The following is a 26,357-nucleotide window of genomic DNA, read 5'->3' as shown; positions in this document are numbered from 1 at the left end:
GCACAGCACATGAGCCGCGCTTTGCATTTGCGTCGCGCCTTTCGGATCAACCGCGACGAAATGCGCGTCACCTTGCCCTTGCACGGCGGGCAGCGCTGGCCGCCAGCACGACCGTGAGGCCTACGGCGAACAGCACCCCGTCGACAGGACCCGAGACGGCGTGGCGGGTTTCGCTGAACCAGGCGGCGAGCACCCAGACCATGATGCCGGCGGCAAGCCATCCATCATCGAAGAAGAGCCCGAACAATTCGCCGCCAATCACGGCGAGCACACCCGGCTTGGCACCGGCGGTTGAAGCGGCTTTGCCTGGAGCCTTGGACACGGCAACAGACGCCTTGCGCAGTTGAATGCACGCCTGCACCAGTCCAAGTGCCGCAACCAGATAGACGCCGATCAAGGCGAGGATCGCCAAGTCGGCACCGGGCCACTCGAGCCCGATACCTTCGCCGACCCAGAAGGTGCCGAACGCGGCCAGCATGACCCCGACGCCGAACTTCAGCGCATTCTCCGGCACGCGTGCCAGCGGCCGGTGCAGCCACAGCCCAAGCAGCACCACGGCCAGCAGCGCTAGCAAAGCACCGATCGAGGCCGGGACCATCATCTGCCCGCTGGCGCCGATGGCGACAACGATGAACACCACCTCGATGCCTTCGAGCATGACGATCTTGAATGCGGTGGCGAAGGCCAGCTTGTCAATGACCTGGCGAGCTACACCACCTTGTCCACCCTGAGCGCGCAGCGCCGCAGTCTCTTCGGCAAAGGCCTTGGCCTCGTCATGCAGCGCCAGCACGCCGGCCGAGCGAAGGATCGCCTTGCGCAGCCAGCGCAGGCCGAACAGGAGCAGCAAAGTGCCCACTACCAACTGCACCATTGGCAGCGAAATGCGCGTCAATGAGGGGCCGAGCACGGCGACCAGGCCCACGAGCACCGCCAATGCGGCGGCGGTGCCCAGCAAGGCGGAACGCCAGCCGCGCACTACGCCCACCGCGAGCACGATGGTCAGCGCTTCGACGAACTCCACCGTCGAGGCCATGAAGGAAGCAAGCATCGACGGGGCGGCGGAAGTCCAGACAATCATCGAGTTTTCCTTTTTCTAGCCTTGGGTCACGCGTGGCAAACGCTCCTGCAGGAGCTCGGGCATCATTCGTCGCCTCTGCGCTTGGCGCTTTTCTTCGCTGCCGGCTTCTTGGGCGTTGGAGTCTTGGTGGATGCACGTTTCGCCGCTGCGGGCTTCTCCAGTGGCTCGCCCTTGGCGTTCTGCTCGCGCTCGAACACCTCGTTGGCGTAGGTCTCAAGCAATTCTTCGCATTCGACAAGGCGCTGCTCTGCCGTCGTGCGCGCCGGCGCGCCATAGAAGTCCAGCGCCTTGATGCGCTCCAGCCAGTTCTTGAGCTTCTTCAGGTCTTCGTCGTTCTCCTTCACCTCCGCAAAGGTGTAGTGATCGGCCTTGACCTCCTTCTCGATTTCCTTTTTGTAGTCGACGCACTTGTCCAGGAACTCCTCGTAGTCCTGGTCGCGGTCGTGCTTGAAGTACGCCACGACGCGCTCCTCCTGCTTCCCGTCGAGGGCCAGGGTCTCGAAGATCACGGCCTCGCCGCCGGCGCGATCGATGTCGGCCTGCACCATGCGGAACTGTCGCTGGTGCTCGGTCGTGGTGGGGAGCACGCAGATGCTGTTCTGCAGGTACACGGCACCCAGGCTGCGGATGCGGCGCCAGATCGCCACGCGAAACTTGGAGGGTTCTGCGGGCACCTTGTAGGTCAACAGGAGCCAGCTGGGTCTTTTTTCTTGATTCATAGATAATGTAGCGGTCGTTACAACATCAATGTATCGGCAAAGATTGAGCGGCGCAAGCCGGCCCCATCCGTATCCACAAGGAAGTCCCAGTTGTCGATCCTTCAAAACATCCGCCAGTGGGCGCGTCGCGTCAAACGCGACGCCGTGACCCTGTGGTTCGCATGCCGCCATCCGGGCACCTCGTGGCTGCCCAAGGCGCTGGCGGCCTTTGTCGTGGCCTACGCGCTCAGTCCGATCGACCTGATTCCGGACTTCATCCCGGTGCTGGGGTACGTGGACGATGCGCTCTTGCTGCCTGGCCTGATCTGGCTGGCGATCCGGCTGCTGCCCAAGGACGTGCTCGCCGAATGCCGTGTGCAGGCGGACGACTGGATGCGACGTGGCGAGGGCAAGCCGCGCAGCCCATGGGGCATCGCATTCGTTGTTGCGGTCTGGATCGGAGTTGGGGTAGGTTTGTGGCTGTGGCTTCGATAAGGAGAGAGCGTCCATGAATCCCACTGCATGGCCGCGCCGTTGCGCAGGCGCCTTGCTGGCGCTATGGCTCAGTTGCTGGAATCGCGAGACGCCGCTTTTGACCAAGGCCATCGGGCTGTTCGTTGTTGCCTACGCGGCGAGTCCCGTGGACTGGACCCTGGACGTGTTGCCCATGCCGGCCTACTTGGACGATCTGGTGTTGCTGGCGGCCCTGTCGTGGCTGGCGTTGCGCATGCTGCCGCGAGGTGTATGGAAAGAGTGCCGCACCAGGAGCGACGATTGGATCGGCGTCTGTATTGGCTGGCTCGACCGTGCGTCGGCGGCACTCATGTTGGTGTTTGCGTTGTCAGCGGTGGCTGGGTGGCTCTGGCTGTGGTTCGCCGCGTGGTCGGAGCGATAGGACAAGGTTCGGCCCTTCGACGCGGAAACGCTGCACCGCTACGACCTATCAGGTAGCAAGCCGTCGCACCAGCGACGGCTGCGCGAGTTTGTCGAGAACCTATCTGCACACTGAGGGCGATGTCCGTCACGATGCCACTGCGGCTGGTCACCGGAGTGGCTGGCGGACGCCGTAAAGCTCCGGCCTCGTCGAGTTCTGGTGTGCAATCTCGATCATTCAACACTTGTTGAAATATTTCCATGATCCAACTATTATTGAATCATGGAAGAAAAAACCGTCATTCAAGCTCTGGCTGCACTGGCCCAGCCCGTACGCCTGCAAGTTTTCCGTGCACTGGTCGTCGCCGGCCATGCCGGGCTCACGCCCGGCGTGCTCGCCGAGCAGCTCGGTGTGCCCTCGACCAGCCTCTCGTTCCACCTCAAGGAGCTGACGCACGCCAACCTGGTCAGCCAGGAGCGTGACGGTCGAAATCTGATCTATCGCGCGGTGTTCGAGCAGATGAATGCGTTGCTCGGCTACCTCACGGAGAACTGCTGTCAGGGCGAGGCGTGCCTCACCGACAGTTCCACTGCCTGCGAATGCTGAAGGAGTGACCCATGAAGCGTTTCCACGTCCACCTGCATGTCGACGATCTCGCCAAGAGCATCGCCTTCTATTCCAAATTGTTCGCATCGCCGCCGGCGCGCGTCGAAACCGACTATGCGAAATGGATGCTCGACGATCCGCGCATCAACTTCGCGATCTCTACGGTGGGGCACAGCAAAGGCATCGACCACCTCGGCATCCAGGCCGAGGACGAGGCAGAACTCGCCGAGTTGAAGACCCGCGGCCTGGCCGCCGATCGAACCCTGCTCGACGAGGGCGAAACGGTGTGCTGTTACGCGCGCAGCGAGAAGCATTGGGTCACCGACCCGCAGGGGATCGCTTGGGAGCACTTCCAGACCTTGGATGGCACCGTGCCGGTCTACGGTCAACAGAAACCCGTGGCCAAGGCAGATTCCGCTTGTTTCGCACCTGGTGCCCTCCGAGGCATTCCGGTCAACGTGTCCGGCAACGCCAAGGGCGCTTGCTGCTGAGGGTTGAGCCATGCCCCAAGAACCGTCCGAATCGCCGGTCAGATCGCTGTTCGTTCGCGCAGAGGCCGCGTCTCTGCCGCCCGTGCGATCCCTTCTTCGCGATGCCGGCCTGCCCGAATCCGATCTTCAAGAAGAACACATGGAAGCATTCTTTGTGAGCCGTGCCGGCGACGAAGGGATTCTTGCCTGTGTCGGTCTGGAGCGGTTCGGCGAGACCGCATTACTGCGTTCGCTGGCGGTGCGCGCCGACGCTCGCGGCCATGGTGTTGGCGACCAAGCGCTGCAGACCATGGAAGCCTTCGCTGCATCGAAAGGCGTGAATCGCCTCTGCATCTTGACCACCACGGCAGAGCCATTCTTCGAGACGCGAGGTTTCGAGCGCTGCGATCGCACGGCGTTGCCGGCTTCCGTCCAGGCCAGCAGCGAGTTCAAGAGCCTGTGTCCAGCCTCGGCTGTCTGCATGTTCAAAGAGATCAACCCCACTTCCTCTACCGAGAAACATCGTCATGGCTGAAAAAACTTACAACGTCTTGTTCATCTGCACGGGCAATTCCGCGCGCTCTATCCTGGCCGAGGGCCTGCTCAACGAACTGGGCAAAGGGCGATTCAAGGCCTACTCCGCCGGCAGCCATCCTGCCGGCAAGGTCAACGCCTATGCATTGCTCACTCTGGACAAGATGCACCTTTCCGCTACCGGCTATCGCAGCAAGAACTGGGACGAATTCGCCAAGCCGGATGCGCCGGTGATGGACTTCGTCCTCACAGTCTGCGACAAGGCCGCGGGCGAGATGTGCCCGGTGTGGCCCGGCCAACCGATGACGGCACACTGGGGTGTGGCCGACCCTGCAGCCTTCGCGGGACCGGAAGAAGCCACCGAGCGCCAGTTCATGGACACGGCGCTCACGTTGAAGCGCCGGATCGAGTTGATGCTGGCATTGCCTCTGGCCCGGCTCGACTCGATGGCCATCCAGCGCGAGATCCGCGACATCGGCAAGGCTCAAAAGGCTGCGCAATGACGCTCAACGTTCTGATCCTCTGCACCCACAACTCCGCCCGCAGCGTGCTGGCCGAGGGCATGCTCAACCACTGGGCCCAGAAGCTCGGCAAGGACGTGAAGGCGTTCAGCGCCGGCAGCGCGCCCAGCGGAAGAATCAACCCGTTTGCCATTGACGTGCTGCAGGCCGCCGGCGTGAGCACCGAAGGCTTTCGCAGCAAGAGCTGGGACGAGTTCTCCACGCCGCCGATGCAGGTGGTCATCACGGTCTGCGACAGTGCGGCGCAGGAGACCTGCCCCTACTGGCCGGGCACGCGCGTCAAGATTCATTGGGGCTATCCGGACCCGTCCAACACCGAGGGCGGCGACAACGCCAAACGGCAGGCCTTCGAGCTGACGCGCCAGGCGATTTCCTACCGCATGCTGCAGCTGCTCGCGCTGGACAACCCAGAAGCCATGAGCGACGCCGAGCTGCAAGAGCGGCTGCGCCGCATCTCTGCAAGCTGACCCATGAGCGCAGTCATCGAGAGTCCGCGGGCCAGCGCGGCCCCCATGAGCGTGTTCGAGCGCTATCTGACGGTGTGGGTGTTCCTCTGCATCGTCGTCGGCATTGCGCTGGGGCAGCTGTTCCCGGCGGCATTCCAGGCGGTGGGCCGCCTCGAGGTGGCCAAGGTCAACATCCCCGTGGGCGTGCTGATCTGGGTGATGATCATCCCGATGCTGCTGCGGGTCGATTTCGCAGCCCTTGCGCAGGTGAAAAACCACTGGCGCGGCATCGGCGTGACGCTGTTCATCAACTGGGCCGTGAAGCCGTTCTCGATGGCCTTCCTGGCGTGGCTCTTCGTGCGCCAGGTGTTCGCCGGCTATCTTCCGGCCGACCAGCTCGACAGCTACGTGGCCGGCCTGATCCTGCTGGCCGCCGCCCCCTGCACGGCGATGGTCTTCGTCTGGAGCCGATTGACCGGTGGCGACCCAGTCTTCACGCTGTCGCAGGTCGCGTTGAACGACGCCATCATGGTGTTCGCCTTCGCGCCCATCGTCGGCCTGCTGCTGAGCCTCTCGGCCATCACCGTGCCGTGGGACACGCTGATCACCTCCGTGGCGCTCTACATCGTGCTGCCGGTGATCTTCGCGCAACTGCTGCGCAAGCAGCTGCTGAAGGCCGGGCCGGCCGCTTTCGAACGCGCCATGCATCGCATCGGTCCGTGGTCGATCGCGGCGCTCCTACTGACGCTCGTGCTCCTGTTCGCATTCCAGGGCGAAGCCATCATCAAGCAGCCTCTGGTGATCGCGATGCTTGCGGTGCCGATCCTGATCCAGGTGGTGCTGAACTCCGGATTGGCTTACTGGCTCAACCGCAAGCTCGGCGAGAAGCACAGCATCGCTTGCCCGTCTGCGTTGATCGGTGCGTCCAATTTCTTCGAGTTGGCCGTGGCCGCGGCCATCAGCCTGTTCGGCTTTCACTCGGGCGCTGCGCTGGCCACCGTGGTGGGCGTGCTGATCGAGGTGCCGATCATGCTGGCAGTGGTGAAGGTCGTGAACTCGTCGCGAGGTTGGTATGAGTCGTGAGCTTCCGAACGTAGATCCTGAGCTGTTCGAGAAGACCGATCTGAATCTGCTGCTGCCGACGCAGCGCTCAACCCATGCGCCGCGCATTCTGTTGCTGTACGGCTCGGTTCGCGAGCGGTCCTACAGCCGGTTGCTGACCGAGGAAGCAGCGCGGCTGCTTCGCGCGCTCGGTGCCGAGACGCGGATCTTCGATCCCCGAGGCCTGCCGCTGCCGGATTCGGAGCCCGACGACCACCCCAAGGTGGCGGAGCTGCGCGAGCTCGGCCAGTGGGCAGAAGGGATGGTGTGGACATCGCCCGAGCGCCACGGCGCCATGACCGGGATCATGAAAGCCCAGATCGACTGGATTCCGCTGGCGATGGGCTCCGTTCGGCCCACGCAGGGCAAGGCGCTCGCGGTCATGGAGGTGTCGGGCGGCTCGCAGTCCTTCAACGCGGTGAACCAGCTGCGCGTGCTCGGCCGCTGGATGCGCATGATCACGATCCCCAACCAGTCGTCGGTGGCCAAGGCCTTTCTCGAGTTCGACGAGGCCGGACGCATGAAGCCTTCGCCGTATTACGAGCGCGTGGTCGACGTGATGGAAGAGCTGGTGAAGTTCACGCTGCTCACGCGCGACTGCGCCGACTACCTGGTCGATCGCTACAGCGAGCGGCGCGAGAGCGCAGAAGCTCTGTCGAAGCGGGTCAACCTGCGCAGCATCTGAGCGAGGCGAACCCAGGGTGCAAAGCAAGACCACGACGACAGTGATGCTGGGTGTGGCTCAGACCCTGGCCTGGGCTTCGTCGTACTACCTTCCCGCGGTGCTGGCCAGTGCCATCGGCAAGGACATCGGCATTTCCACGTCCACGGTCTTTGGTGCTTTCTCGGTGGCGCTGCTCGTCGCGGCTGGCGTCGGCCCCTTCGCCGGCCGGCTCATCGACCGCCTGGGTGGGCGACCGGTTCTCGTCGCCAGCAACCTCGTGTTCACAGCAGGGCTGGTTGCACTGAGCCAGGCCACGCAGGCCAGCCATGTGTTCGCCGCTTGGGCGTTGATGGGCCTGGCCATGGGCAGCGGACTCTACGAGGCCGCGTTCGCCACCGTGGTGCGTCTGCACGGCCAGGATGCGCGACGCGCCATCACCGGCATCACGTTGTTCGCGGGTTTTGCGAGCACCGTGGGCTGGCCACTGTCGGCGTATCTGGAAAGCACGGTGGGCTGGCGCGGGGCGTGCCTTGCCTGGGCGACCATGCACTTGGTGATCGGCCTGCCGCTCAACATGCTCCTGCCACGTGCTTCCCACGCTGTTCCTGTGTCGAAGGCCACCACCTCCACGCAGAATGTCGGAACCGGGCTCTCTTCAGCACAGCAGCGTCGCGCCGCCATCCTGATGGCCTACGTTTTTGCCGTCACCTGGTTCATCAGCACGGCGATGGCCGCGCACCTTCCGGAACTGCTGCTGGCCAGCGGTGCCACGCTGACCGCGGCAGTTGGCATCGCTGCCTTGGTCGGGCCGGCCCAGGTGGTGGGGCGAGTGATTGAGTTCACATTTCTCAAGCGCGCACATCCCTTGCTATCGGCCCGACTGGCCACCCTCGCTCATCCGCTGGGCGCGCTGTGCCTCGGCCTGTTCGGCACGTCGGCCGCCGCCGTCTTCGCGGTCCTGCACGGCTTGGGCAACGGCATTCTGACCATCGCCATTGGGACGCTACCGCTCCTGATTTTCGGCGCCAAGGGCTACGGGCAGCGCCAGGGATTCCTCATGGTGCCGGCGCGCATCGTGCAGGCCGGTGCCCCGTTTCTGTTTGGCATCGCGGTGGAGCGGTGGGGTGACAGTGCGCTGTGGTTCTCCGCCATGCTTGGCCTGTCCGCCTGCCTCGCGCTGGTGATCATGACTGCTGATATGAAAAAGACCGCTCTCGCGCCCCAACTTAGCTGAAATCAGCTTTCCGAAACCGGCGTGTCCCGTTCAAGGCGCAGCCATTCGAGCCTGCTCGCAGTCGCCACTTGCCTATCGGCGCTGCCATGCCAGCCCTGCGAGCGCCATCGCGCAAAAGACCGCGCCAGCATAGAACGTGACGGATGCGCCAAGCCTGTCCCACAAGAGGCCGGCAATGACGCTGGCGGCCAGCATGGCAAGGCCGCTAACCAGATTGAAGAACCCGAAGGCTGTGCCTCGCAGGTCCGCAGGCGCAGTGTCCGCCACCATGGCAGCCAGCAGGCCTTGCGTCATGCCCATGTGAACACCCCAGAGTGCGACGCCGGCCAGCACCACGCCCCAGTGATTGCTGGCGGCCAGGACCAGATCGGCCGCGATCAGCACGACCAGGCCGAAGGCCAGCAACAGGGTGTGGCTCATGCGGTCGGAGAGCTTGCCGAACGGATAGGCCGACAGCGCATAGACCAGGTTCATCGCAACCATCACGAGTGGCACCAAGGCCATCGGAATACCACTTTGCTGGGCTCGCAGCACCAGGAAAGCTTCACTGAACCGAGCCAGCGTGAATACCGCGCCGATGGCCACCACCCACCAGTAAGCAGCGCTGAGGCGCTTCAGATTTTCTCGGCGGATCGGGTTGATCCGCTTCTCACCCTGACTAGGCGACGGCTCCCGAAGTCCGAACGCGAGCAGTGCGACGGCCATCAATCCAGGGATCACTGCGACCCAAAAAACGGCTCTGAAGTCGTTGGCCCAGAGCAGCATCAGGCCCGCGGCCAGCAGCGGGCCGAGGAAGGCCCCCACCGTGTCGATCGATTGGCGCAGGCCGAAGGCCGCGCCGCGCAGGTGCGCAGGTGTGATGTCGGCGACCAGGGCATCCCGGGGCGCGCCCCGTATGCCCTTGCCGACCCGGTCGAGCAGGCGCGCCGTCAGCACGATACCGACCGTGGGAGCCAGCGCGAACAGCGGCTTGGTCAGCGCGCCCAGGGCGTAGCCGAACACAGCCAGGCCCTTGCGCTTGCCGAGATAGTCGCTCAGCGTTCCCGAGAAGACCTTGACGATCAGCGCCGTGGCCTCGGCGAGACCTTCGATCAATCCGACCGCGAAAGCGCTGGCCCCCAGGGTGGAAACCATGAACAGCGGCAGCAGGCTGTGGATCATTTCCGAGGAGATGTCCATCAGCATGCTCACGAAGCCGAGGACCCAGACACCGCTCGGAATCTGACGCAGGATCGGGAGATCGTTGCGAGTTGCCATATGGACCTTGTTGAGTATGCGCAGAGATACAGCGCATTCTGGCTGCGCAGCAGGTCAACACCACTTCCGTCCCGTTGCAATCAGTTGGCTGGGGTGCTCAATGGAGTTTTCTGATGCACTGAAAACACGTGCGCAGATCAACTATGTCACTGTGCTGCCAAGCTGCAGCGACACGCCAAACCCTTCGCTTCAATGGCTTGCAGCCATTTGCTTCATGCTGGCCGAGGCCGTCGTGCCCTCACCGAGTTCAGCGCAAAGCCCGCCAGCGCAACGACCAGGACCACGGCTTGCGCAATTGTGGTCTCAGCGGACGGATACATCCCGAGTACCTCGATGCGCGGCCAATGAATCGGACTTGCGCTCAACCAGCCCGCCTCCTGAAGGCCCGCGACACCCTTGCCAGCGAGCACGACTGCGAGCACCGCCACCAGGATCGAACTGAGGCTGAAGAATTTACCGATGGGCATGCGCGCGCTGGTGCGCAGCATGAGCCATGCGAGGACGGCGAGGACGGCCATCCCACCCAGCAGCCCGCCGAGCAAGGCGCCGTTGTTGCCGTCACCTGCCAGTGCAGAGTAGAACAACACCGTCTCGAAGACCTCTCGATAGACGGCAATGAACGACAGCGCGAACAATGCCCATGCCGATCGGCGTGTCATGGCTGCGGAGAGCTTTTCCTTCAGATAGGCCTGCCATTTGCCAGCGGTGCTCTTCTGGTGCATCCAGAGACCAACGCTCAGCAGAACGACGGCCGCGAAGAGCGAGGACACCCCTTCGGTCACTTCGCGGCTGGCGCCGCTGATGCTCACGAAGTAGGTTGCCGCGGCCCAGGTCAGGCCCCCGCAGGCGAGTGCCACGATCCAGCCGCCATGGACATAGGCCAGTACATCGCGCCGCTCCGCTTTCTTCAGGAAAGCCACCATGCCGACGACGATCAGCAGCGCCTCTACTCCTTCACGAAGCAGGATGGTGATCGACGCAATGAAGGTGGTCAGCGGGTCGGCCTTGTCCGCTCCCAGCTCGCTATCGACTTGGGCAAAGAGGTAATCGAGCTTCTGCGCTGCAGCGTCCGCTTGTTCCAGCTTGCCGCTGGCAAGCGCGCCGCGGTAGGCCAGCATGGAGTTCTCCACTTCGGTGAGAAGTACTTGGTTGCGCGCTCGCAATGCCGGTTCAAGCGGCTCGAAGCCATCCAGATAGGCCGACAAGCCCAACCGTGTCGCGTTGGCCTGATCCCCCGCGCGCGCCGCGGCAAGGCTCTCCTGAAGGCGTGTGCGGGCCAGACCCAGCCCACCCGTACCGCCGGTTGCAACAGTCGCTTCCGGGTGGCTTCGAACGTAGGCGGTGAGGTCGCGCGCTGCGTCTGGAGGCATCCGCTCGGACAAGGCAGCCTCGGTCAATGTCGCGGCGGCCGCCAAGTCGGGAAAGACGGCCTTGGCCGAGGCGTCCCGGCCCCAGGCTTGTTCACCGCGCGTGCGCATGGCGTCGTCGTGCGACAGCGTCCCTGCAAAAAATGCCAATGCCCACCGATCCTCGTCTGACAGCGTGGCGAAACTGGGCATCGGCGTACCTGCGACGCCTTGAGAGACGACCTGATAGAGCGCGAGCACACTGCGCGAGCGTGCCCGGTCGCGATCGGTGAACGCGATCGGTGGCGGGGTCAGCTTTGCACCGAGCGGGCCATCGCCCCGGCCGGTCGCCCCGTGGCACGCCGCGCAGTTGGCTTCAAACAGCACCTTGGCGCGCACGAGATCCGGTGGTTTGGATGGCGAGAGCGGGAACGGGTAGGCCTTGACCAGTGCCGCAGCCAGCGAATGGGCGTTGTCGGCCACAGCCTTCGCGTCGGCCTTGTTCGCGATGAGTTCGCTCAGCGCCGTGGCTTGGCGTTGCAGATCCGGAAGTGCCGGCGTGCTCGGCAGTGCGGCGAGCTGGTGCCCAGCCGTCGCAGCAAACTCCTTCATTTCTTCGTATTCGCTGGCACTCTGGATCTTGCCGCCACTCACCGCGCCGCCGTAGTCGACCGCAAGGTAATCCAGTAGTTGCCAAGTCTGCTTGGCTTGATCGCTCGCCGCGGAGTCCGCAGCCCAAGCAAGAGAAGACGTCCAGAGCGCGAGAAGCGCCGTCACAGCCAGGAATCGCCTGGCGCAGAGTGAGAGCATTTTCATGTTGTTGTAGTGCTATTGATTCTCATTTTATTGAAAACTCGCTTCGCTGCTCGGGTAAGTGATGGAAATGACTCCTGGCCAGGCGCGCAAGAACAAGGCGGGGTCACACGGCCCTGGAAAATCCCCCTCAGCTGTCGTCGCCCCTGGTCGAAGCAGGCGCAGGCTGTTGAAACCGATCGCAAGACTGGCGCCCATGTCAGCCAGGATCGCGAGCCACAAAAATCCTCAGCACCCGAAAGACGCAGGTGGCTGACGGGCGCTGGCAGGCATTACGACGGCATGTTCTTGCAAGCCTTCAACTCGGCTTCGTACCGTGCCTTGCGCCAACGGTTTTCGCCCGGCGTAGTCAGTGCACGCGGGCCATGGTCCAACGGCAGGACGAGTGGCGGCGGCGGGCAGTTCGGCGCGCCTTTGCCGGCCAGCGTATCGGCTCGGCGTTCAGCGGCTGCAACTTGTGCGGCCTTGCGTCCTTGCTCGATGACCTGGAAGTCAGGTCCTGCCAGAGCGGTTGCGGCGACACCCAAGGTCAGGGCGCCGATGAGAATGAGGAATGACTTTTTCATGATGAACTCCTGGAATTGGTGAACGGAAACAAACGCGAGCTGTGACACTCGCTGTCGCCGATCAATCCAGCCAACGGCAGTACAGGATGCGCACCGGCAACCGTACGTGCCGACCTCCAGGGTCGAAATAAGTCGCCTCAGGTACCGGCGAAACATGCACCGGCCACGCCATTGCCACATGTTCACGACATTCATCACTGATCCCGTGCAGCGACGGCGCCGGGGCGCTGTAGCACAGCGCGCAGGGCATGGCATCCATGGCCACCGGCATTGGGGTCGCGTCCATGCCTGCAAACGCGACCGGCGCCGTCGCGACCGAAACGATCGAGCGCTCCGCCCATCCCTCCTCCTGCGACGCAGGCGTCGAGGCGAGCGCCGTCGTGCCGAACAAGGCCAGGCACAGATACAGCAGGAGCGCGACGCCGAGAGGTGTGCGTTGTTGCTGCAGGCGTTCAGGTCGGGCCATGGCCTCTTCTCCAGAACGCGCGTCGAGGTGCATGCGCGTCACGCGGTTCGCGCGGCCGCCGCATCAGCAGGTACGCCGCGGGGATCACGAACATCGACAGCAGCGGCGCCGTGATCATCCCGCCCACCATCGGCGCGGCAATTCGCTGCATCACCTCCGAGCCGGTGCCAGTCCCCCACATGATCGGGAACAGGCCCGCCAGGATGACGGCCACCGTCATGGCTTTGGGTCGCACGCGCAGCACCGCGCCTTCGCGGATCGCGTCCAGCAGGTCAGCGGTGCTTGTCTTGCCCTCGGTAACGCGATCGTCCCAGGCGTGCTTCAGGTACAGCAGCATGATCACACCGAACTCCGCCGACACCCCTGCGAGAGCGATGAACCCGACCGCGCCGGCGACAGAAAGGTTGTAGCTGAGCAGGTAGAGCAGCCAGATGCCGCCGACCAGTGCGAACGGCAGTGCCGCCATGATCAGCAAGGCCTCGTCGAAGCGCTTGAAGGTCAGATACAGCAGCACGAAGATGATGAGCAGCGTGAACGGCACCACGACCTTCAATTTCGCTGTGGCACGCTCCAGGAACTCGAACTGACCGGACCATGACACCGCGTAGCCCGGCGGCAGCTTCACCTCCTTGGCAACCATGCGCTGCATGTCCTGCACCGCCGAGCGCAGGTCCCGACCCCGAATGTCCACGTAGACCCAGCCGGACAGCCGCGCGTTCTCGCTGCGCAGCATCGGTGGCCCGTCGGTGACACGGATGTCCGCTACGTCGGAGAGCACCAACCGCGCGCCGCGCTCGGTGACGACCGGAAGGGAGCGCAGTTGCTCCAGCGAGCCGCGGATCTCGCGCGGGTAGCGCACGTTGATCGGGAAACGCTGCAGGCCTTCGACCGTCTCGCCGATGTTCTCGCCGCCCACCGCCGAGGCGATGACCGATTGCACATCGGCGATGTTCATGCCGAACCGCGCCGCCTCGTCACGCTTGATGTTCACGTCCACGTACCGGCCGCCGGTGAGCCGTTCGGCCAAGGCGCTTGATACGCCCGGTACGTTCTTGAGCACGCGCTCGATCTCGCCGGTGATGCGGTCGATGGTGGCCAGGTCGGTGCCTGCCACCTTGACGCCCACCGGGCTCTTGATGCCCGTCGCCAGCATGTCGATCCGATTGCGGATCGGCGGCACCCAGATGTTGGTCAGGCCAGGCACCTTGACGATGCGGTCGAGTTCTTCGACCAGCTTGTCCTGCGTCATGCCGGCGCGCCACTGGTCCTGCGGCTTGAACTGGATGGTGGTCTCGAACATCTCCATCGGCGCCGGATCGGTCGCCGACTCCGCGCGCCCGGCCTTGCCGTAGACGCTCGCCACCTCGGGAACCATCTTGATCAGCCGGTCGGTCTGTTGCAACAACTCAGCGGCCTTGCCCGCCGACAGTCCCGGCAATGCCGATGGCATGTAGAGCAGGTCGCCCTCGTCCAGGCGCGGCATGAACTCGCCGCCGATGTGCTGCAACGGCCAAAGACTCAGCACCAGCACGACCACAGCACCCGACAGCGTCAGTTTGGGCCAGCGCAATACCGCGTTCAACAGCGGCTGATAGACAGCGATGAGCAGCCGGTTCAACGGGTTGGTCTTCTCATCGGGAATCCTGCCGCGGATCAGGTAGCCCATCAGCACCGGGATCAACGTCACCGAGAGTCCGGCTGCGGCGGCCATCGCGTAGGTCTTGGTGAAGGCCAGCGGCGAGAACATCCGCCCTTCCTGAGCTTCCAGCGTGAAGACGGGAATGAAGGACAGCGTGATGATGAGCAGCGAGAAGAACAGCGCAGGGCCCACCTCGGCGGCCGAGTCTGCGATCACGCGCCAGTGGGTTTCCCCGCGCAGCGTCTGGTCCGGGTGATCGTGCTTCCACTTCTCGATGTGCTTGTGGGCGTTTTCGATCATCACCACCGCGGCATCCACCATCGCACCGATGGCGATGGCGATGCCACCGAGCGACATGATGTTGGCATTGACGCCCTGGTAGCGCATCACGATGAAGGCCGCCAAGATGCCGATCGGCAACGAGACGATCGCGACGAACGCGGAGCGCAGGTGGAACAGGAAAACGAAACACACCACCGCGACGACGATGAATTCCTCGAGCAGCTTGAAGCCCAGGTTGCGCACCGCTCGCTCGATCAGGTTGGACCGGTCGTAGGTCGGCACGATTTCCACGCCTTTGGGCAGGCTGGCCTGCAGGGTCTGGAGCTTTTCCTTGACGGCGGTGATGGTCTCCAGCGCGTTCTTGCCCGAGCGCATCACGATCACGCCACCGACAGCTTCGCCTTCGCCATCGAGTTCGCCGATACCTCGGCGCATCTCCGGTCCGACCTGGATGCGCGCGACGTCGCCCAGGCGCACCGACACACCGGCGTCGGTGGTCATCAGCGGGATTTTGCGGAAATCCTCCAGGCCCTGGAGGTAGCCCGAGGCGCGCACCATGTATTCCGCCTCGCCGAGCTCGAGCACCGAGCCGCCGGTTTCCTGGTTGGCTTTCTGGATCGCCTCCACCGCCTTGGTGTGCGGAATCCGGTAGGCGGCGAGCTTCTCGGGATCGAGCACGACCTGGTACTGGCGCACCATGCCACCGATCGAGGCGACCTCGGCCACATTGGGCACGGTCTTCAGTTCGTACTTGAGGAACCAGTCCTGCAAGGCGCGCAACTGCGAGGCGTCCTGTGTGCCCCCGTGGTCGACCAGCGCGTACTGGTAGATCCACCCCACGCCGGTGGCGTCGGGGCCGAGCGAAGCCTTGGCAGCCGCCGGCAGGCGCGACTGCACCTGGTTCAGGTATTCCAGCACCCGTGAGCGTGCCCAGTACAGATCGGTGCCGTCCTCGAACAGCACATAGACGAACGAATCCCCGAAGAAGGAATAGCCGCGAACCGTCTTGGCCCCCGGCACCGACAGCATGGTGGTGGTCAGTGGGTAGGTGATCTGGTTCTCGACGATGCGCGGCGCCTGGCCGGGATAGGTGGTACGGATGATCACCTGCACGTCGGAGAGGTCCGGCAGCGCGTCTAGCGGGGTGCGCAGGACGGAATACACGCCCCAGGCGCTGACCATCAGCGTCGCCAGCAGTACCAGGAAGCGGTTGGCGATGGACCATCGAATGAGCTTAGCGATCATGGCTTGCTTCCCGACGGTGCGGGCGACACTGGCATAGCTGCTGAGGAGGTCTTGGGGTCCGCAGAGATGCCAGCCGCGGAAGCCCCTGCCATGGGTGTCACCCGGGTGAGTTGCGGCAGGTCGTCCGTGTCGATGAAGAACTCGAAGCTCGCGCGGTCGCCGGGCTTCAGGTTGCCTGGCGCGCCGCCGGGCGGCAGCTTGAACTCCATGGTCATTGCGCCCCACTTCATCGTCGGAATCGGGCCGTGCGAGAAGGTCATCGCGTCCTTGGTGATGCTTTCCACCTTGCCTTCGCCCACGTGCCTTGGAACCCCTGCAGCCGGCGTGGCGGAAGCGGGCGTCGCAGGCGCCGCGGTGCCGGGCGCGGCATTCAGGCGCGCCTCGACCCCCTTGAGGCTGGCCTCCGAGTCGATCAGGAACTGAGAGGAAACCACGACACGCTGGCCGGCCTGCAGCCCGCGCTTGATCTCGGTCTGGCCGCCGGTTTCGAGGCCGATTTCAACGTCGACCGGCCGGAACCGGCCGTTGTCCTCCGCCAGCATGACAACCGCGCGCTTGCCCGTCTGGACGACGGCTTCGGTCGGGATCAACAGCGCCTTGTCGGCACGCATGTCCGTGAACTGCATCGACACGAACATGCCGGGCACCAGCCTGCCTGTCGGATTGGCCAGCTCCAGGCGAGCCTTCAGGGTGCGCGTCGCCGGATTCACATCGGGAAGAATGGCCTGCACCTTGCCGTCAAAGGTCTCGCCGGGCGCGGCAGGCGTTCTGGCCTGCACCCGGGCGCCCAGACGCACCAGGGCCGACTGGCTCTCGGGAACTTCGGCATTGGCCCAGACGGTGGCCAGGCCGTTGATGCGAAACAGCGTGGTGCCAGCACTCACCGTCATGCCTTCGCGCGCGGCCAGTTCCGTGACGACACCACTGATGGGCGCGACCAGCGTGATGCGAGGCTGGGTGCGGCCGCTGCGCGTGACGAGTTCGATCTGCCCGTCGTTCATGCCGACCTGGCGCATGCGTTGGCGCGCGCCGTCGACCAGCGAGGCCAGGTCAGTGCCGCGCATGCGCTGCACCGACAGAAACTCCTCCTGTGCCGCGATCCATTCCGGGACATAGAGCTCAGCGAGTGGCTGGCCTTTTTTTACTTGGTCGAGCGTGGCACGCACGTTCAGGCGTTCGACGTACCCGGTCGCCCGGGCCTGCACGATGACTTGGTCGCGCTCGTTGAAGGCGATGCTGCCGACCGTGGTCACTTGCGGCGACACGATGCCCTCGGACACCACAGCGGTTCGCACGCCCAGGTTCTGCTGCACGCGCGCACTCACCGTCACACTGTTCTGGTCGCCGTCGCCACCCGCGTAGACGGGCGACATCATCATGTCCATGAAGGGCGATTTGGCCGGCTTGTCGAACCTGTTTCCGGGCACCATGGGGTCGTGGTAATAGAGGATCTTCTTGCCGTTGTTCGGGTCGGTGTCACCGGCCTTGAGGCCCGCTGCGATGTGGCGCCGTGTTGCGTCTTCGCCGGTTTCGTTGGGAGAGGCTGCAGGAGCAGCCGTTGTGCTCGCTGACGGTGTGGCCATCGATGACGTGCCCCCGGAGGAGGCGGACGATGGTCCCAGGTTCCTGCCGCGCTGTACCCCGAAGGTGTAAGCACCGAAGGCTGCCGCAGCGAGGACTGCTGCCGCGATCAGTCCAAGGACGAGAGGTCTTGCTTTCATTTCTGCGGCTCCTTGGTCTCGCCCGCGGCCGCAGACGGGCCGGTATCGAGCGCTAGATGGGTGGCGGGGATCAGGAACTCGAGTTGGGCCCAGAGCGCAGCGGTCTCCATCTCGAGGCGAAGGCGTTCCAGGCGCGTGTCGATCTCCATGCGTCGTGTCTCGAGTGCGGCGCTCAAAGTGCCCGCACCGCCGCGGTAGGCAGCCAGCACTGCTTGCCTGCGGTCGGCGGCGAGCGGAATGAGCGAGCTGTCGTACAGGGCGAGCCGTTTGCGGTTGCTCTGCCACTGCTGCAACCATGAGAGCGCCTCGGCGGCACTCTCTCGCGTCGCTTCCTCACGCTGGGCCTGCAGTTGCTCGACCGCCGCCAGCTTGGCCGCGAGTTCCCGATCCTGGCGATTCTTCTGGTCCAACTGCAGCGGGATCGACAGGTTCAGCGACACCATGTTCGAGTAGGCTGCCCCCCGCTGGCTGTACATCAGCTCGACACTCCAGTCGGAGCGCTTGTTGCTTTGCGCGACGTCGGCTTCCGCGCGCGCCGCCGCTTCCTGCCGCTCCATCAGCGCGATCTGCGGGTGCTCACCGATCTGGGCCTCCAGATTGCGGGCGTCCAGGCGCACGGAGCCCAGATCCGGGAGCACCATCGAGGGCTGGAGGGTGCCCGGCCCGACCCAGCGCGCCAGACGCGTCTGGGCCGTGGCGATCTGGCGCTCCTGCGCAAGGATGCGGTCGTCCAGTTGCGCCAATGCGGAGCGCGCCGTGAACACATCGGCCTGTGTGCCGCGGCCACCGCGGTAGGCGGCGTCGGCGCTCTCGATCTGCAGGTTCAGCTCGGCGCGTTGGGTTTGCAGCAGTTCTCGCATCCGCCCCTGGTAATAGCGATCAAGCCAGGCGATCGCGGTGTCGCGCCGCAGGTTGGCCAAGGCTACGGCGCGGCCCGCTTCGGCGACCTCGGCTTCCCGGTCAAAGCGCGCCGCGTGGGCCTGGCGCTTGTCGGAGCGGGTGAACTCCTGCATCACCCCGATCGAACGCATGGTCATGAAATCGCGCGTGAGACTGAACCGGTCGCTGCCGTTGACCGGCAGGTTGCTGATGCCGGCCTTGAGCACCGGGTCGGGGAGTTGCCCGGCGGCCACGGCCATCGAGCGCGCGGCGCCGGCGGCCGCGTCCTGCGCGACGAGTTGGCGCGAGCGCTCCTCGGCGAGCCGCAGCGCTGCGTCGAGAGAGAGCGTCTGCTGCGCATGAGCGCTCTGGCCGATGGCGCTCGCGCAGAGCGTCAGCGCGACGACCCAAAGACTGGCGGAGCGAAAGGGTTGGCGCGTGGATCGCATGATCGGCGCTGCCGGAAAAGAAGTAGGGAACATGGAATCTCCTGACGAACCTGCGAGTAGGTTGTCGGGCCGCGCCGGCGCGCCGAGCAAACTCGACGAACACAGCAAGGCACGACCGACGCGCCGTACCGGCCCTCAACGGGCCGCCAGCGCATGTCGGTCAGGCGATCAAGTTCTGTAGACGCAGTGCAGGATGGCGTGCGGTGGTGATGCCGCAACCAGTGCACTCAAGGACGCCGCCGCAGGACGCGGCGGGGATGCCGTCGCGGGCACCCAGGGGGTCATGGGGTAGAGGACCGACAGCAACACTGCGGGGACCGCCAGCGTGGAAGCATGGTCGCTTTGCTGTCCGTACTTGCAGTGCTCGGCACACAGATTGCCGGAAGCCGTGTCTGTTGCGCCGACCATGTCCGCACACGGCGATCCTTGCATGGCTGGGCCACGAGTGTCGTCCGTTGCTGCAACAACACCCTGCGCCATCGACATGGACATCGCGGAGGACGAGTCACCCGCCAGACTCGCGGAGAGCGCCGGGCAGGCGTAGGCGGCGATCGCCAACTGAGAGAACAGTAGCAAGCCGATCAGGCCACGGGCCACCATCCTCACAATTGCGCGCGTCATCGTTGCGCCCCTGGCAGCGCCGGCGCCAGCACCAGCACCAGCACGACGCACGATGCGTTGGCGGGCCGTGTGGAGAGGGTTGCATTGAGGGCCATGGAAAGAACGCGTGAAACGGTGCTGATGTAGTCAGTGCTTGCGAAATGGTTCCACGAATTCTAGGCCTGTCACGCAAGATAAGGGGCAAGCCGAGGCGATATGCCCGGCTTGCGAGGGGCGCGAGGGTCGTAGGCAACGCTCAAATCTCTGGCAGCCCGTCGCCCGCGGTATCGGGCGGCCCCAGATCAGCGGCGAACCGTCGCGGGTGCGTCCGGCAGTTGGCCCTGCTGGGAGAGGCGCTCCACTGGGGTGCCGAACTCCGGCTGCTCACCGCGAATGCGCGCGTACTCCGCAGCGGCTTGACGGTAGGCGGGGCGAGCCGTGTCTGCACCCGCTTCGCCGTTCGTGGCCGCAGCCAGACCCGAACGCATCCAGGCCAGCGTGTCCGCTTGGACTACCGCCCGGGTGTTGGAGGACACACTCACGACGGCACGCGGGTTGCCTTCAGGGTAGCCCTGATCCAGCGAGCCCTGCAGCCAGTGCTGCGTTTCCGTGGCCACCGCCGCACGGCTGGTGCTCGACGTCAGAGGCACCGGGCGAGGATCGCCTTCGGCATAGTTGCCGGCCAGTGCAGGACCGGCGATTGCGCCAAGCAGTGCCGCCAGCGTGAGGGAGGTCTTGAGGGAAGTCTTCATGTTCGATCCTTTGGCAATCAGAGGGTTGGCAATCCGGAAATGAACAACTACGTGATTGTTCTTTTTCCGATGCATCAACTCTAGGCCGAGGGTCCGCGCGTTACCGCACACGCAGATTACAGTTATGTCATCTGCCGGACGCGTTGAATCCACATGGTTTTCAGGTGCCGGCGGCAGGCGCAGCAGGCACGGGTTGGGGCGCCAAGATTCTTGGGAACGAGAGACGATCGAGACCTGCGCAAGCAGGACTATGGATCACAGCAAGTGAGAAATCTCGCTTAATGGCTTCAGGCCCGAGCCGAACCGGCCGATCGCTTCGCGATGCGTCCCGAGTTCGCTGTAGGGCAAGTACCGGATGCCTAGCTCGGCAACGCGCGAGAACGCCGGTCGGCGCAGCTGCTGCCGCACGTCATCGCGCCGGGCATCGGGTGCCACCAGAAACATCGAAACCCCCGCACCCAACTCGGTGCCAAGCGCGAGGTCCAGCATCCTCACGATGCCTGAGTAGATAGAGGTCGAGTGCTCCACCTCGAAAGCCGCCGCGATCTTCGAGCCGTCGGCCTCCACCCAGATCACATCGATCAGGCGCACCGAGTCCAGGCCGGGCTGCGCTCCCGCAGGCAGCTGCGTCAGGCAACCGTCACCGAGCCGCCCGCCCGCATAGCTGCGTCCCTGGTCGTTCGAGGCGATCCAGACCCCGTAGCCGAGCGACTTGCCCAGGTCGCGCAGCCATCCCTGGATTTCCGTGTGGGTTGCGTCGCTCTCACGCTCCGCGGCCCAGCGCTTGTGGGCGGCCGCCGACTCTTCGCGAACCTTCTCGAGATCGGCCTCCCAGCCTCGAATGGACTCGGCATCGTCGCCGCGCGGGGGCGGCGCGTAGCGGCCGGAGCCAATGTCGAAAAGGAGCCCGGCAAGCGCCCCCATGTCGTTGGACAGCTGTTGACGGTGCTGTGTGTTCAGCCGGATGCAGCCCTCGCGCATGGAAAGGTAGTGGTCCCACTTGCCAAGCTTGACGTTGCTGCCCGTGACCGCGTTGTAGCCCTTCACGATCGCTGTGTTGAACGGCATCACGATCGTTGGGTGAACGAAGTACAGCAGGTTCGCCACGGCCGGGCCAAGACCTTTGATCTGATGCGCGTCGATCCGCCGGATGGCTTCGACCACGTCCTCCGCGTTGTCGCAACAATCGCACGCGTGCAGCAACCGGGCGAAGGCACGCTGATTCCCGGCATTCTCGTAGATGTCGGGGATGCGCAGCTTGGGCTTCCAGAGAAACGCGTGGTCGGCGCCCTTGAAGATCTGGCGCTGCTCCGCCACAGAGCCCACGACGGTTTCGAGCGAGGAGCCGCGAAACGCGCTGCCGAAAGTGCCGGCGTCGATGTCCTTGACCACCTGGGCCAAGCCGCGGCGGATGGATCGGAAGTTTTTCAGCCTCTCTTCCCACAGAAACCACGAGTTGTAGGTGCTCAATGGATCGGTCTTCCAGTGACCGATGAGAACTTCAAGACCGATGGACATGGACAGGATGAGATGGGGGCGCATGGCGCGACGCTGCGATTGAAGCACGGGGCGCCGAAATCAGGTGCGACGCCTTCTCATAAATCTCTGGCACTCGAGAAGCAACTTAATCTAGCAATCAATATACAATCAAATCTAGCACTCAAGAGCATAAGAATCTAGCAATCGAGCGTCATCGGCCCTCCCACCGACTGTGCGAGCATGAAACATGGCAACCCATCCGACCTCGGTTTCGCGTAAAGCCACCCCTGCGCAGCGGCGGTTGGCCACGGCCCTGGAAGCGCTGCATGTGCTTCAGGCGCAGGGCCATGGCGTGTTCAACACGAGCCAGTTTTCCCGCACCGACCGCGAGGCGCTGCTCGCCGCGAGGTATCTCCAGCCGGTGATCCAGGGCTGGTACATGTCCGCCAGCCCTTCGGCCAAGGCCGGCGACACGACGCCCTGGATTGCTGGAATGAAGGACTTCATTGCCGCCTATTGCAACGCCAGGTTCGGCGCCGACTGGTGCGTATCGGCGGAGTACTCGCTGAAACTGCACGCCGGCACGACCTTGCTACCCCAACAGGTTGTCATTCACTCGCCACTGGGCAAGAACGGCGTGTTGGACTTGCCGAACGGGTTCTCGCTGATGGACTATCAGGCGAGAGACTTTCCTGGGCTCGACCGACGCGACAGCGTCGGAAACATCCGCACGATGACGCTGGCCCAAGCTCTCTTGAAGGCGCCGGAGAACTTCTTCAGGGCTTCCGCCCAGGACGCGCAGGTCGCGCTGCTGTCCATCAGCGATGCATCGGAACTCAGCCGGCTGCTCGCCGAGGGCAACCACAGCACGATCGCCGGGCGGCTTGCCGGCGCGTTCCGGGCGGTGGGCCGAGGTGCGATCGCGGACGACATCCTGGGATTCATGCGCGCTTTGGGCAACCAGGTCACTGAATTCAATCCGTTCGAGATCCCGCCGAGGATTGTCCCGGGCGACCGCATCGAGTCTCCCTATGTCTCCAGACTGCGACTCATGTGGGCTTCGATGCGCGACGACGTGATGGGTGACTTCCCGCAGCAGGAGCCCGGGTCGCCGGGCGACGTCGACGCATTCATGCAGGCGGTCGAAGATGTCTATGTCACCGATGCCTACCATTCGCTGTCCATCGAAGGCTACAGAGTCACGCCGGAACTGATCCGTCGCGTGGCGGGCGGGGATTGGAACGAGGACATCCACGAGCAGGACCGGCAGTCCAGAGATGCGATGGCGGCGCACGGCTACTGGCTGGCGCACAACGAGGTCAAGGTGTCCATCCGGAAGATCTTCAGCGGCGCAAACGCCGGTGATGTCCTCAAGGGCGATCATGGCGTCTGGTTTCGCGCGATGTTCGCGCCCAGCGTTACCGCTGGGCTTCTGGCGGCGACGGACCTGGCGGGCTACCGCGGGCATCAGGTCTACATTCGCAACGCGCAACATGTGCCACCGCCGCGCGAAGCCGTGCGCGAGATGATGCCCGTGCTCTTCGAACTGCTGCGCGACGAACGCTCGGCCGCGGTGCGCGCGGTGCTGGGTCACTTCATGTTCGTCTTCATTCACCCGTACATGGACGGCAATGGCCGGCTCGGGCGCTTCATCATGAACACGATGCTGGCCTCGGGCGGCTTTCCCTGGACAGTACTGCGCCTCGAGGATCGCGATCGGTACATGGCGGCGCTGAATGCGGCAAGCGGCCAGGGTGACATCAAGCCGTTTGCGTCGTTCGTCGCCCAGAGTCTGGATGCGGCAAGGGACGCGCAGGCCGACCCGCTGCACGACGATGGCGCATTGGACGCTGACATCGAAGAAGACGATCCGCAACGCCCGCGCGGTTGAGGGCTGCGGATGGCGCGTCAAAGCGGCGCGCGGCCCAGGTCGAATCAGCTTTCGGGCAACCTCAGAGAGAAGCTGATTTCGGTGACGCCCGATCGGGAGGTGGCGCGGGTCTGCCCGCCGTGCATGCGCGCGATCGCGGCGACGATCGCCAGGCCCAGCCCATGGTGGTCTGACGAGTCGGTGCGGGAGCGCTCCGCCCGGAAGAAGCGTTTGAAAAGATTGGGCAGCACGTCGGCGGGGACAGGCTCGCCCCGGTTGGCGACCTTGACCCAAACACCGTCGGGCTGCGTGTCGATCACGACCGCGATGGTCGAGCCTGGCGCCGCATACCGGCTCGCGTTGCTCAGCAGGTTCGACAGCGCCCGTCGCACCAGCCCTGCATCGATGCCGATATGCGCATCGCCGCTCACATGGACCTTCAGGCCTGAATCTTCCAGCATGGCTTCGTGAAAATCCAGCACTGTGCGCACCTGGTCGGCCAGACTGACGGGTGCCGATCGACGCGCCACGGTGCCGCGGTCCGCCTTCGACAGGAAGAGCATGTCGATCACGATCGCGGAGACCCGTCTCGCCTCTTCCAGCGCCGACAGCAAGGCGTCTCGCAGTTCCTCGATCGATCGGGGCCGGGCCAACTCGACTTCGACCATCCCGATCAGGTTGGCCAATGGCGTACGCAGTTCATGCGCCACATCCGCGTTGAAGGATTCCAGCTGCTGATAGGCCTGTTCGGCGCGATCGAGCACCGCATTGAACTGCGCCACCCACGGCGTGATCTCGGAGGCATACGGGGCGGGATCGATGCGTCGCCCCGGATGCTCTGGCCCGGTCGCGGCAGTCTGCCGAACAAGATTCTTCAATGGTTGCATCCCCCGATGCACCAGCAAGGCGCCGGTCAGCGAGATGACCGCCGAGCCGAGGACGACAGCGCCCACGAGCGTCCAGGCCAGTCGGGCTAGGATCTTGGCGTCCTCCTGGACGTCGATGCCAAGCTGCAGATGCATCGCGGCATCGCCCGACGGCGTCGGCTGCTCCTGCGTCGGCATCCACACCCAGCGCCCCGAGGTCCGAGCCGGCGCGGACGAATAGATGATCTCGTTGCCGCGGCGCAGCACGAGACTGATCTCCGCATGGGTCGAGAAGAAGTCGTCCAGCTTGTGGCGCAGCCCTTCGCGCCCCGGGTCATCGCGTGATTCCTGAATCAGGTGCCTGATCAACTCGGACTGGCGCTCGAATTCGCTGGTCTGCTTGACCTGAAAGCTCCAAGCGGTAACGGCGTAGATCGCCACGCACACCAAACTGAGACCGACCAAGGCCTGGGCTGCAAACCAGCGCGACAGCGCGGCCTGGATGGACCCTGTGCCCTGCGCATGCGCGGTGACGGCCTGCGCACGTCCCTCTGGCGTGACTGCCATGACGTCGGTGGTCGGACCCAGTCCTTCAGCGGCGGTCTTGGCGGCACTCACGGCGCGCCGCCTTGCCTGCTCTCCAGCACGTATCCCATGCCGCGCACCGTGTGCAGCAGCTTCTCTTCAAAAGGATCATCGATCTTGCTGCGCAGTCGCCGGATGGCCACCTCCACCAAGTTGGTGTCGCTGTCGAAATTGATGTCCCAGACCTGTTCGGCCAACTGGGTGCGCGACAGCACGTTGCCTTGCCGGCGCATGAGCAGGGTCAGCAGCGCGAACTCTTTGGCGGTGAGTTCGAGCCGCTGCCCGTTGCGCAAAGCCTTGCGCGCGACCACATCGAGACTCAGATCCTTGAGCACGTAGTTCGATACCTCGTGCAGCTTGCCGCGGCGCAGGAGTGCCTGGATTCGGGCGAGCAACTCGGAGAAGGCGAACGGCTTGGAAAGATAGTCGTCCGCGCCGCTTTGAAGTCCGCGCACCCGATCGGTCACTTCGTCGCGAGCCGTCAACATCAACACCGGCATCGACTTGGACTTGCGCACGGCGTCCAACACCGCAAAGCCATCGATGCCCGGCAGCATCACGTCGAGGACCAGCAGGTCGTAGTCTCCGTCGAGCGCGAGACTGCGCCCCTCGATGCCCGTGCGCGCGAGATCAACCACGAAGCCACTCTCGGAGAGTCCCTTCACGAGATAGTCGCCCAGCTTGTGTTCGTCTTCGATAACCAGGATTCGCATCGTCGAATGCTACGGCGCGAGGTCGCACGCGGGGATTACTTCTTTGTAATCCAGGTGGTGGGTGATTGGCGGACTGGCTTCCTAGAGTGAGTGCATGCCAGTTAGATGACTGGCATCGCCGGCTCGATGGTCGATGCCGACGCGTTCAGTGCAGCTCGCGGCATCGCGCAATCCGTTAAAGGAGACCTATCATGAAGAACCGTCAAATCCTCTCGCTCGCACTTGCCGTGGGTGCAGGCGCTGCATTCGTTGCGCCGTTTGCAGCCTACGCGGAAGGGCCGTCCCACTTTGCGCCCAACGAAGCCGGCGTGGTCTACCACCCAGGTGAGGCGGGACAGGCCAAATCCCAGGCTCAGGTATCAGCTGAACTCGCGGACGCGCAGAAAACCCCTGCCGGGGCCAGCATGCTGCGCTGGGGGTCGATGAGTACGCCCAAGGTCGGAGCCGCCAAGTCGCGCGCTGAAGTGGTGGCCGAACTGGAAGCCGCGCAGAAGCAGCCCAACTGGGATGCAGCAGCAAGGCTCGGTGCGCCCCTGCCAGCGCCCAGAGGTGATGCGAGCAAGGCTCGCGCACAAGCGCAGCCCTGAGGGTTGCGCACAAAAC

At 64.4% G+C, this 26,357-nt stretch carries 26 protein-coding genes; 12 read left to right on the top strand and 14 right to left on the bottom strand.

The features are described from left to right. Positions 1-67 precede the first annotated feature (67 nt). Together NU688_RS20105 and NU688_RS20100 are read right to left on the bottom strand one after the other, a co-directional pair. The gene (locus NU688_RS20105; RefSeq protein WP_257862573.1) at positions 68-1,078 is read right to left on the bottom strand and encodes a COG4280 domain-containing protein; all 1,011 of its coding nucleotides are present in this window, start codon (positions 1,076-1,078) and stop codon (positions 68-70) included. A 62-nt stretch (positions 1,079-1,140) separates the two neighbouring features. Continuing rightward, the gene (locus tag NU688_RS20100) at positions 1,141-1,797 is read right to left on the bottom strand and encodes a Chromate resistance protein ChrB (RefSeq protein WP_257862572.1); all 657 of its coding nucleotides are present in this window, start codon (positions 1,795-1,797) and stop codon (positions 1,141-1,143) included. A 90-nt stretch (positions 1,798-1,887) separates the two neighbouring features. On the opposite strand from NU688_RS20100, the gene NU688_RS20095 reads away from it, so the two are divergent. The 10 genes from NU688_RS20095 (at position 1,888) to NU688_RS20050 (ending at position 8,226) form a co-directional block, all read left to right on the top strand. Beyond that, positions 1,888-2,271 carry a YkvA family protein gene (locus tag NU688_RS20095; protein ID WP_257862571.1) on the top strand — a complete coding sequence of 128 codons (384 nt, stop codon included), beginning with the start codon at positions 1,888-1,890 and terminating at the stop codon, positions 2,269-2,271. A gap of 13 nt (positions 2,272-2,284) precedes the next feature. Beyond that, positions 2,285-2,671, top strand: coding sequence for a hypothetical protein (locus tag NU688_RS20090; RefSeq protein WP_257862570.1), 387 nt, complete (start codon positions 2,285-2,287; stop codon positions 2,669-2,671). Positions 2,672-2,932: 261 nt separating this feature from the next. After that, positions 2,933-3,256, top strand: a complete 324-nt coding sequence (locus NU688_RS20085; RefSeq protein ID WP_257862569.1) for a helix-turn-helix transcriptional regulator — start codon at positions 2,933-2,935, stop codon at positions 3,254-3,256. Between the two features lie 11 nt (positions 3,257-3,267). Then, entirely contained in the window at positions 3,268-3,747 is a 480-nt protein-coding gene (locus tag NU688_RS20080; protein ID WP_257862568.1) for an ArsI/CadI family heavy metal resistance metalloenzyme, read from the top strand. Positions 3,748-3,757: 10 nt separating this feature from the next. Further along, entirely contained in the window at positions 3,758-4,261 is a 504-nt protein-coding gene (gene arsN2 / locus NU688_RS20075) for an arsenic resistance N-acetyltransferase ArsN2 (protein ID WP_257862567.1), read from the top strand. Further along, on the top strand, positions 4,254-4,763 hold the full coding sequence (locus tag NU688_RS20070; RefSeq protein ID WP_257862566.1) for an arsenate reductase ArsC: 510 nt from the start codon (positions 4,254-4,256) through the stop codon (positions 4,761-4,763). Before arsN2 ends, NU688_RS20070 begins: the two co-directional genes overlap by 8 nt. Next, positions 4,760-5,248 (top strand): arsenate reductase ArsC, encoded by a 489-nt coding sequence (locus NU688_RS20065; protein WP_257862565.1) that lies wholly within the window; start codon positions 4,760-4,762, stop codon positions 5,246-5,248. The genes NU688_RS20070 and NU688_RS20065 overlap by 4 nt, the downstream gene beginning before the upstream one ends. A 3-nt stretch (positions 5,249-5,251) precedes the next feature. Further along, positions 5,252-6,310, top strand: a complete 1,059-nt coding sequence (gene arsB, locus NU688_RS20060) for an ACR3 family arsenite efflux transporter (RefSeq protein ID WP_257862564.1) — start codon at positions 5,252-5,254, stop codon at positions 6,308-6,310. Continuing rightward, positions 6,300-7,013: an arsenical resistance protein ArsH gene (arsH, locus tag NU688_RS20055; protein WP_257862563.1), complete on the top strand. Its 714-nt coding sequence runs from the start codon at positions 6,300-6,302 to the stop codon at positions 7,011-7,013. The genes arsB and arsH overlap by 11 nt, the downstream gene beginning before the upstream one ends. Before the next feature lie 16 nt (positions 7,014-7,029). After that, positions 7,030-8,226: an MFS transporter gene (locus NU688_RS20050; protein ID WP_257862562.1), complete on the top strand. Its 1,197-nt coding sequence runs from the start codon at positions 7,030-7,032 to the stop codon at positions 8,224-8,226. Positions 8,227-8,298: 72 nt separating this feature from the next. Here NU688_RS20050 and NU688_RS20045 read toward each other — a convergent pair whose 3' ends face one another. From NU688_RS20045 to NU688_RS20000, 10 genes are all read right to left on the bottom strand, one after another. Continuing rightward, positions 8,299-9,483, bottom strand: a complete 1,185-nt coding sequence (locus NU688_RS20045) for an MFS transporter (RefSeq protein ID WP_257862561.1) — start codon at positions 9,481-9,483, stop codon at positions 8,299-8,301. Between the two features lie 212 nt (positions 9,484-9,695). After that, entirely contained in the window at positions 9,696-11,645 is a 1,950-nt protein-coding gene (locus tag NU688_RS20040) for a cytochrome c/FTR1 family iron permease (RefSeq protein ID WP_257862560.1), read from the bottom strand. Positions 11,646-11,914: 269 nt separating this feature from the next. Further along, positions 11,915-12,208 (bottom strand): hypothetical protein, encoded by a 294-nt coding sequence (locus NU688_RS20035; protein ID WP_257862559.1) that lies wholly within the window; start codon positions 12,206-12,208, stop codon positions 11,915-11,917. A gap of 61 nt (positions 12,209-12,269) precedes the next feature. Then, the gene (locus NU688_RS20030) at positions 12,270-12,674 is read right to left on the bottom strand and encodes a hypothetical protein (RefSeq protein ID WP_257862558.1); all 405 of its coding nucleotides are present in this window, start codon (positions 12,672-12,674) and stop codon (positions 12,270-12,272) included. Next, positions 12,661-15,840, bottom strand: coding sequence for an efflux RND transporter permease subunit (locus NU688_RS20025; RefSeq protein ID WP_257862557.1), 3,180 nt, complete (start codon positions 15,838-15,840; stop codon positions 12,661-12,663). Before NU688_RS20025 ends, NU688_RS20030 begins: the two co-directional genes overlap by 14 nt. Then, positions 15,837-17,561 (bottom strand): efflux RND transporter periplasmic adaptor subunit, encoded by a 1,725-nt coding sequence (locus NU688_RS20020; protein ID WP_257862556.1) that lies wholly within the window; start codon positions 17,559-17,561, stop codon positions 15,837-15,839. The genes NU688_RS20025 and NU688_RS20020 overlap by 4 nt, the downstream gene beginning before the upstream one ends. Further along, positions 17,558-18,922, bottom strand: coding sequence for a TolC family protein (locus NU688_RS20015; RefSeq protein ID WP_257862555.1), 1,365 nt, complete (start codon positions 18,920-18,922; stop codon positions 17,558-17,560). Before NU688_RS20015 ends, NU688_RS20020 begins: the two co-directional genes overlap by 4 nt. Positions 18,923-19,057: 135 nt before the next feature. Beyond that, a complete protein-coding gene (locus NU688_RS20010) occupies positions 19,058-19,510 on the bottom strand; it encodes a hypothetical protein (RefSeq protein WP_257862554.1) in 453 nt (150 codons plus the stop codon). A 281-nt stretch (positions 19,511-19,791) separates the two neighbouring features. Continuing rightward, positions 19,792-20,241: a hypothetical protein gene (locus NU688_RS20005; protein WP_257862553.1), complete on the bottom strand. Its 450-nt coding sequence runs from the start codon at positions 20,239-20,241 to the stop codon at positions 19,792-19,794. Between the two features lie 255 nt (positions 20,242-20,496). Then, positions 20,497-21,759, bottom strand: a complete 1,263-nt coding sequence (locus NU688_RS20000; protein WP_257862552.1) for a type II restriction endonuclease — start codon at positions 21,757-21,759, stop codon at positions 20,497-20,499. Positions 21,760-21,967: 208 nt separating this feature from the next. On the opposite strand from NU688_RS20000, the gene NU688_RS19995 reads away from it, so the two are divergent. Beyond that, positions 21,968-23,611: a Fic family protein gene (locus NU688_RS19995; protein WP_257862551.1), complete on the top strand. Its 1,644-nt coding sequence runs from the start codon at positions 21,968-21,970 to the stop codon at positions 23,609-23,611. Positions 23,612-23,655: 44 nt separating this feature from the next. On the opposite strand, the gene NU688_RS19990 is transcribed toward NU688_RS19995, so the two are convergent. Together NU688_RS19990 and NU688_RS19985 are read right to left on the bottom strand one after the other, a co-directional pair. Further along, complete coding sequence (locus tag NU688_RS19990; protein ID WP_257862550.1) at positions 23,656-25,074, bottom strand: heavy metal sensor histidine kinase; 1,419 nt, start codon at positions 25,072-25,074, stop codon at positions 23,656-23,658. Continuing rightward, positions 25,071-25,754: a heavy metal response regulator transcription factor gene (locus NU688_RS19985; RefSeq protein ID WP_257862549.1), complete on the bottom strand. Its 684-nt coding sequence runs from the start codon at positions 25,752-25,754 to the stop codon at positions 25,071-25,073. Before NU688_RS19985 ends, NU688_RS19990 begins: the two co-directional genes overlap by 4 nt. 191 nt (positions 25,755-25,945) lie before the next feature. On the opposite strand from NU688_RS19985, the gene NU688_RS19980 reads away from it, so the two are divergent. Beyond that, a complete protein-coding gene (locus tag NU688_RS19980; RefSeq protein WP_257862548.1) occupies positions 25,946-26,341 on the top strand; it encodes a hypothetical protein in 396 nt (131 codons plus the stop codon). The last annotated feature ends 16 nt before the right edge of the window (positions 26,342-26,357 follow it).

The organism is Variovorax sp. ZS18.2.2 (genome assembly GCF_024701975.1).
Lineage (GTDB): Bacteria > Pseudomonadota > Gammaproteobacteria > Burkholderiales > Burkholderiaceae_C > Variovorax.
Note: the sequence above shows the minus strand (reverse complement) of the source record. Positions and strands in the feature narration are given on the sequence as shown.

What these genes read in the sequence shown, in the direction of transcription:
- NU688_RS20105 (WP_257862573.1), bottom strand. Translation starts at nt 1,078, where the DNA reads ATGATTGTCTGGACTTCCGCCGCCCCGTCGATGCTTGCTTCCTTCATG.
- NU688_RS20100 (WP_257862572.1), bottom strand. Translation starts at nt 1,797, where the DNA reads ATGAATCAAGAAAAAAGACCCAGCTGGCTCCTGTTGACCTACAAGGTG.
- NU688_RS20090 (WP_257862570.1), top strand. Translation starts at nt 2,285, where the DNA reads ATGAATCCCACTGCATGGCCGCGCCGTTGCGCAGGCGCCTTGCTGGCG.
- NU688_RS20085 (WP_257862569.1), top strand. Translation starts at nt 2,933, where the DNA reads ATGGAAGAAAAAACCGTCATTCAAGCTCTGGCTGCACTGGCCCAGCCC.
- NU688_RS20080 (WP_257862568.1), top strand. Translation starts at nt 3,268, where the DNA reads ATGAAGCGTTTCCACGTCCACCTGCATGTCGACGATCTCGCCAAGAGC.
- arsN2 (WP_257862567.1), top strand. Translation starts at nt 3,758, where the DNA reads ATGCCCCAAGAACCGTCCGAATCGCCGGTCAGATCGCTGTTCGTTCGC.
- NU688_RS20070 (WP_257862566.1), top strand. Translation starts at nt 4,254, where the DNA reads ATGGCTGAAAAAACTTACAACGTCTTGTTCATCTGCACGGGCAATTCC.
- NU688_RS20065 (WP_257862565.1), top strand. Translation starts at nt 4,760, where the DNA reads ATGACGCTCAACGTTCTGATCCTCTGCACCCACAACTCCGCCCGCAGC.
- arsB (WP_257862564.1), top strand. Translation starts at nt 5,252, where the DNA reads ATGAGCGCAGTCATCGAGAGTCCGCGGGCCAGCGCGGCCCCCATGAGC.
- arsH (WP_257862563.1), top strand. Translation starts at nt 6,300, where the DNA reads ATGAGTCGTGAGCTTCCGAACGTAGATCCTGAGCTGTTCGAGAAGACC.
- NU688_RS20045 (WP_257862561.1), bottom strand. Translation starts at nt 9,483, where the DNA reads ATGGCAACTCGCAACGATCTCCCGATCCTGCGTCAGATTCCGAGCGGT.
- NU688_RS20040 (WP_257862560.1), bottom strand. Translation starts at nt 11,645, where the DNA reads ATGAAAATGCTCTCACTCTGCGCCAGGCGATTCCTGGCTGTGACGGCG.
- NU688_RS20035 (WP_257862559.1), bottom strand. Translation starts at nt 12,208, where the DNA reads ATGAAAAAGTCATTCCTCATTCTCATCGGCGCCCTGACCTTGGGTGTC.
- NU688_RS20030 (WP_257862558.1), bottom strand. Translation starts at nt 12,674, where the DNA reads ATGGCCCGACCTGAACGCCTGCAGCAACAACGCACACCTCTCGGCGTC.
- NU688_RS20025 (WP_257862557.1), bottom strand. Translation starts at nt 15,840, where the DNA reads ATGATCGCTAAGCTCATTCGATGGTCCATCGCCAACCGCTTCCTGGTA.
- NU688_RS20020 (WP_257862556.1), bottom strand. Translation starts at nt 17,561, where the DNA reads ATGAAAGCAAGACCTCTCGTCCTTGGACTGATCGCGGCAGCAGTCCTC.
- NU688_RS20015 (WP_257862555.1), bottom strand. Translation starts at nt 18,922, where the DNA reads ATGTTCCCTACTTCTTTTCCGGCAGCGCCGATCATGCGATCCACGCGC.
- NU688_RS20010 (WP_257862554.1), bottom strand. Translation starts at nt 19,510, where the DNA reads ATGACGCGCGCAATTGTGAGGATGGTGGCCCGTGGCCTGATCGGCTTG.
- NU688_RS20005 (WP_257862553.1), bottom strand. Translation starts at nt 20,241, where the DNA reads ATGAAGACTTCCCTCAAGACCTCCCTCACGCTGGCGGCACTGCTTGGC.
- NU688_RS20000 (WP_257862552.1), bottom strand. Translation starts at nt 21,759, where the DNA reads ATGTCCATCGGTCTTGAAGTTCTCATCGGTCACTGGAAGACCGATCCA.
- NU688_RS19995 (WP_257862551.1), top strand. Translation starts at nt 21,968, where the DNA reads ATGGCAACCCATCCGACCTCGGTTTCGCGTAAAGCCACCCCTGCGCAG.
- NU688_RS19985 (WP_257862549.1), bottom strand. Translation starts at nt 25,754, where the DNA reads ATGCGAATCCTGGTTATCGAAGACGAACACAAGCTGGGCGACTATCTC.
- NU688_RS19980 (WP_257862548.1), top strand. Translation starts at nt 25,946, where the DNA reads ATGAAGAACCGTCAAATCCTCTCGCTCGCACTTGCCGTGGGTGCAGGC.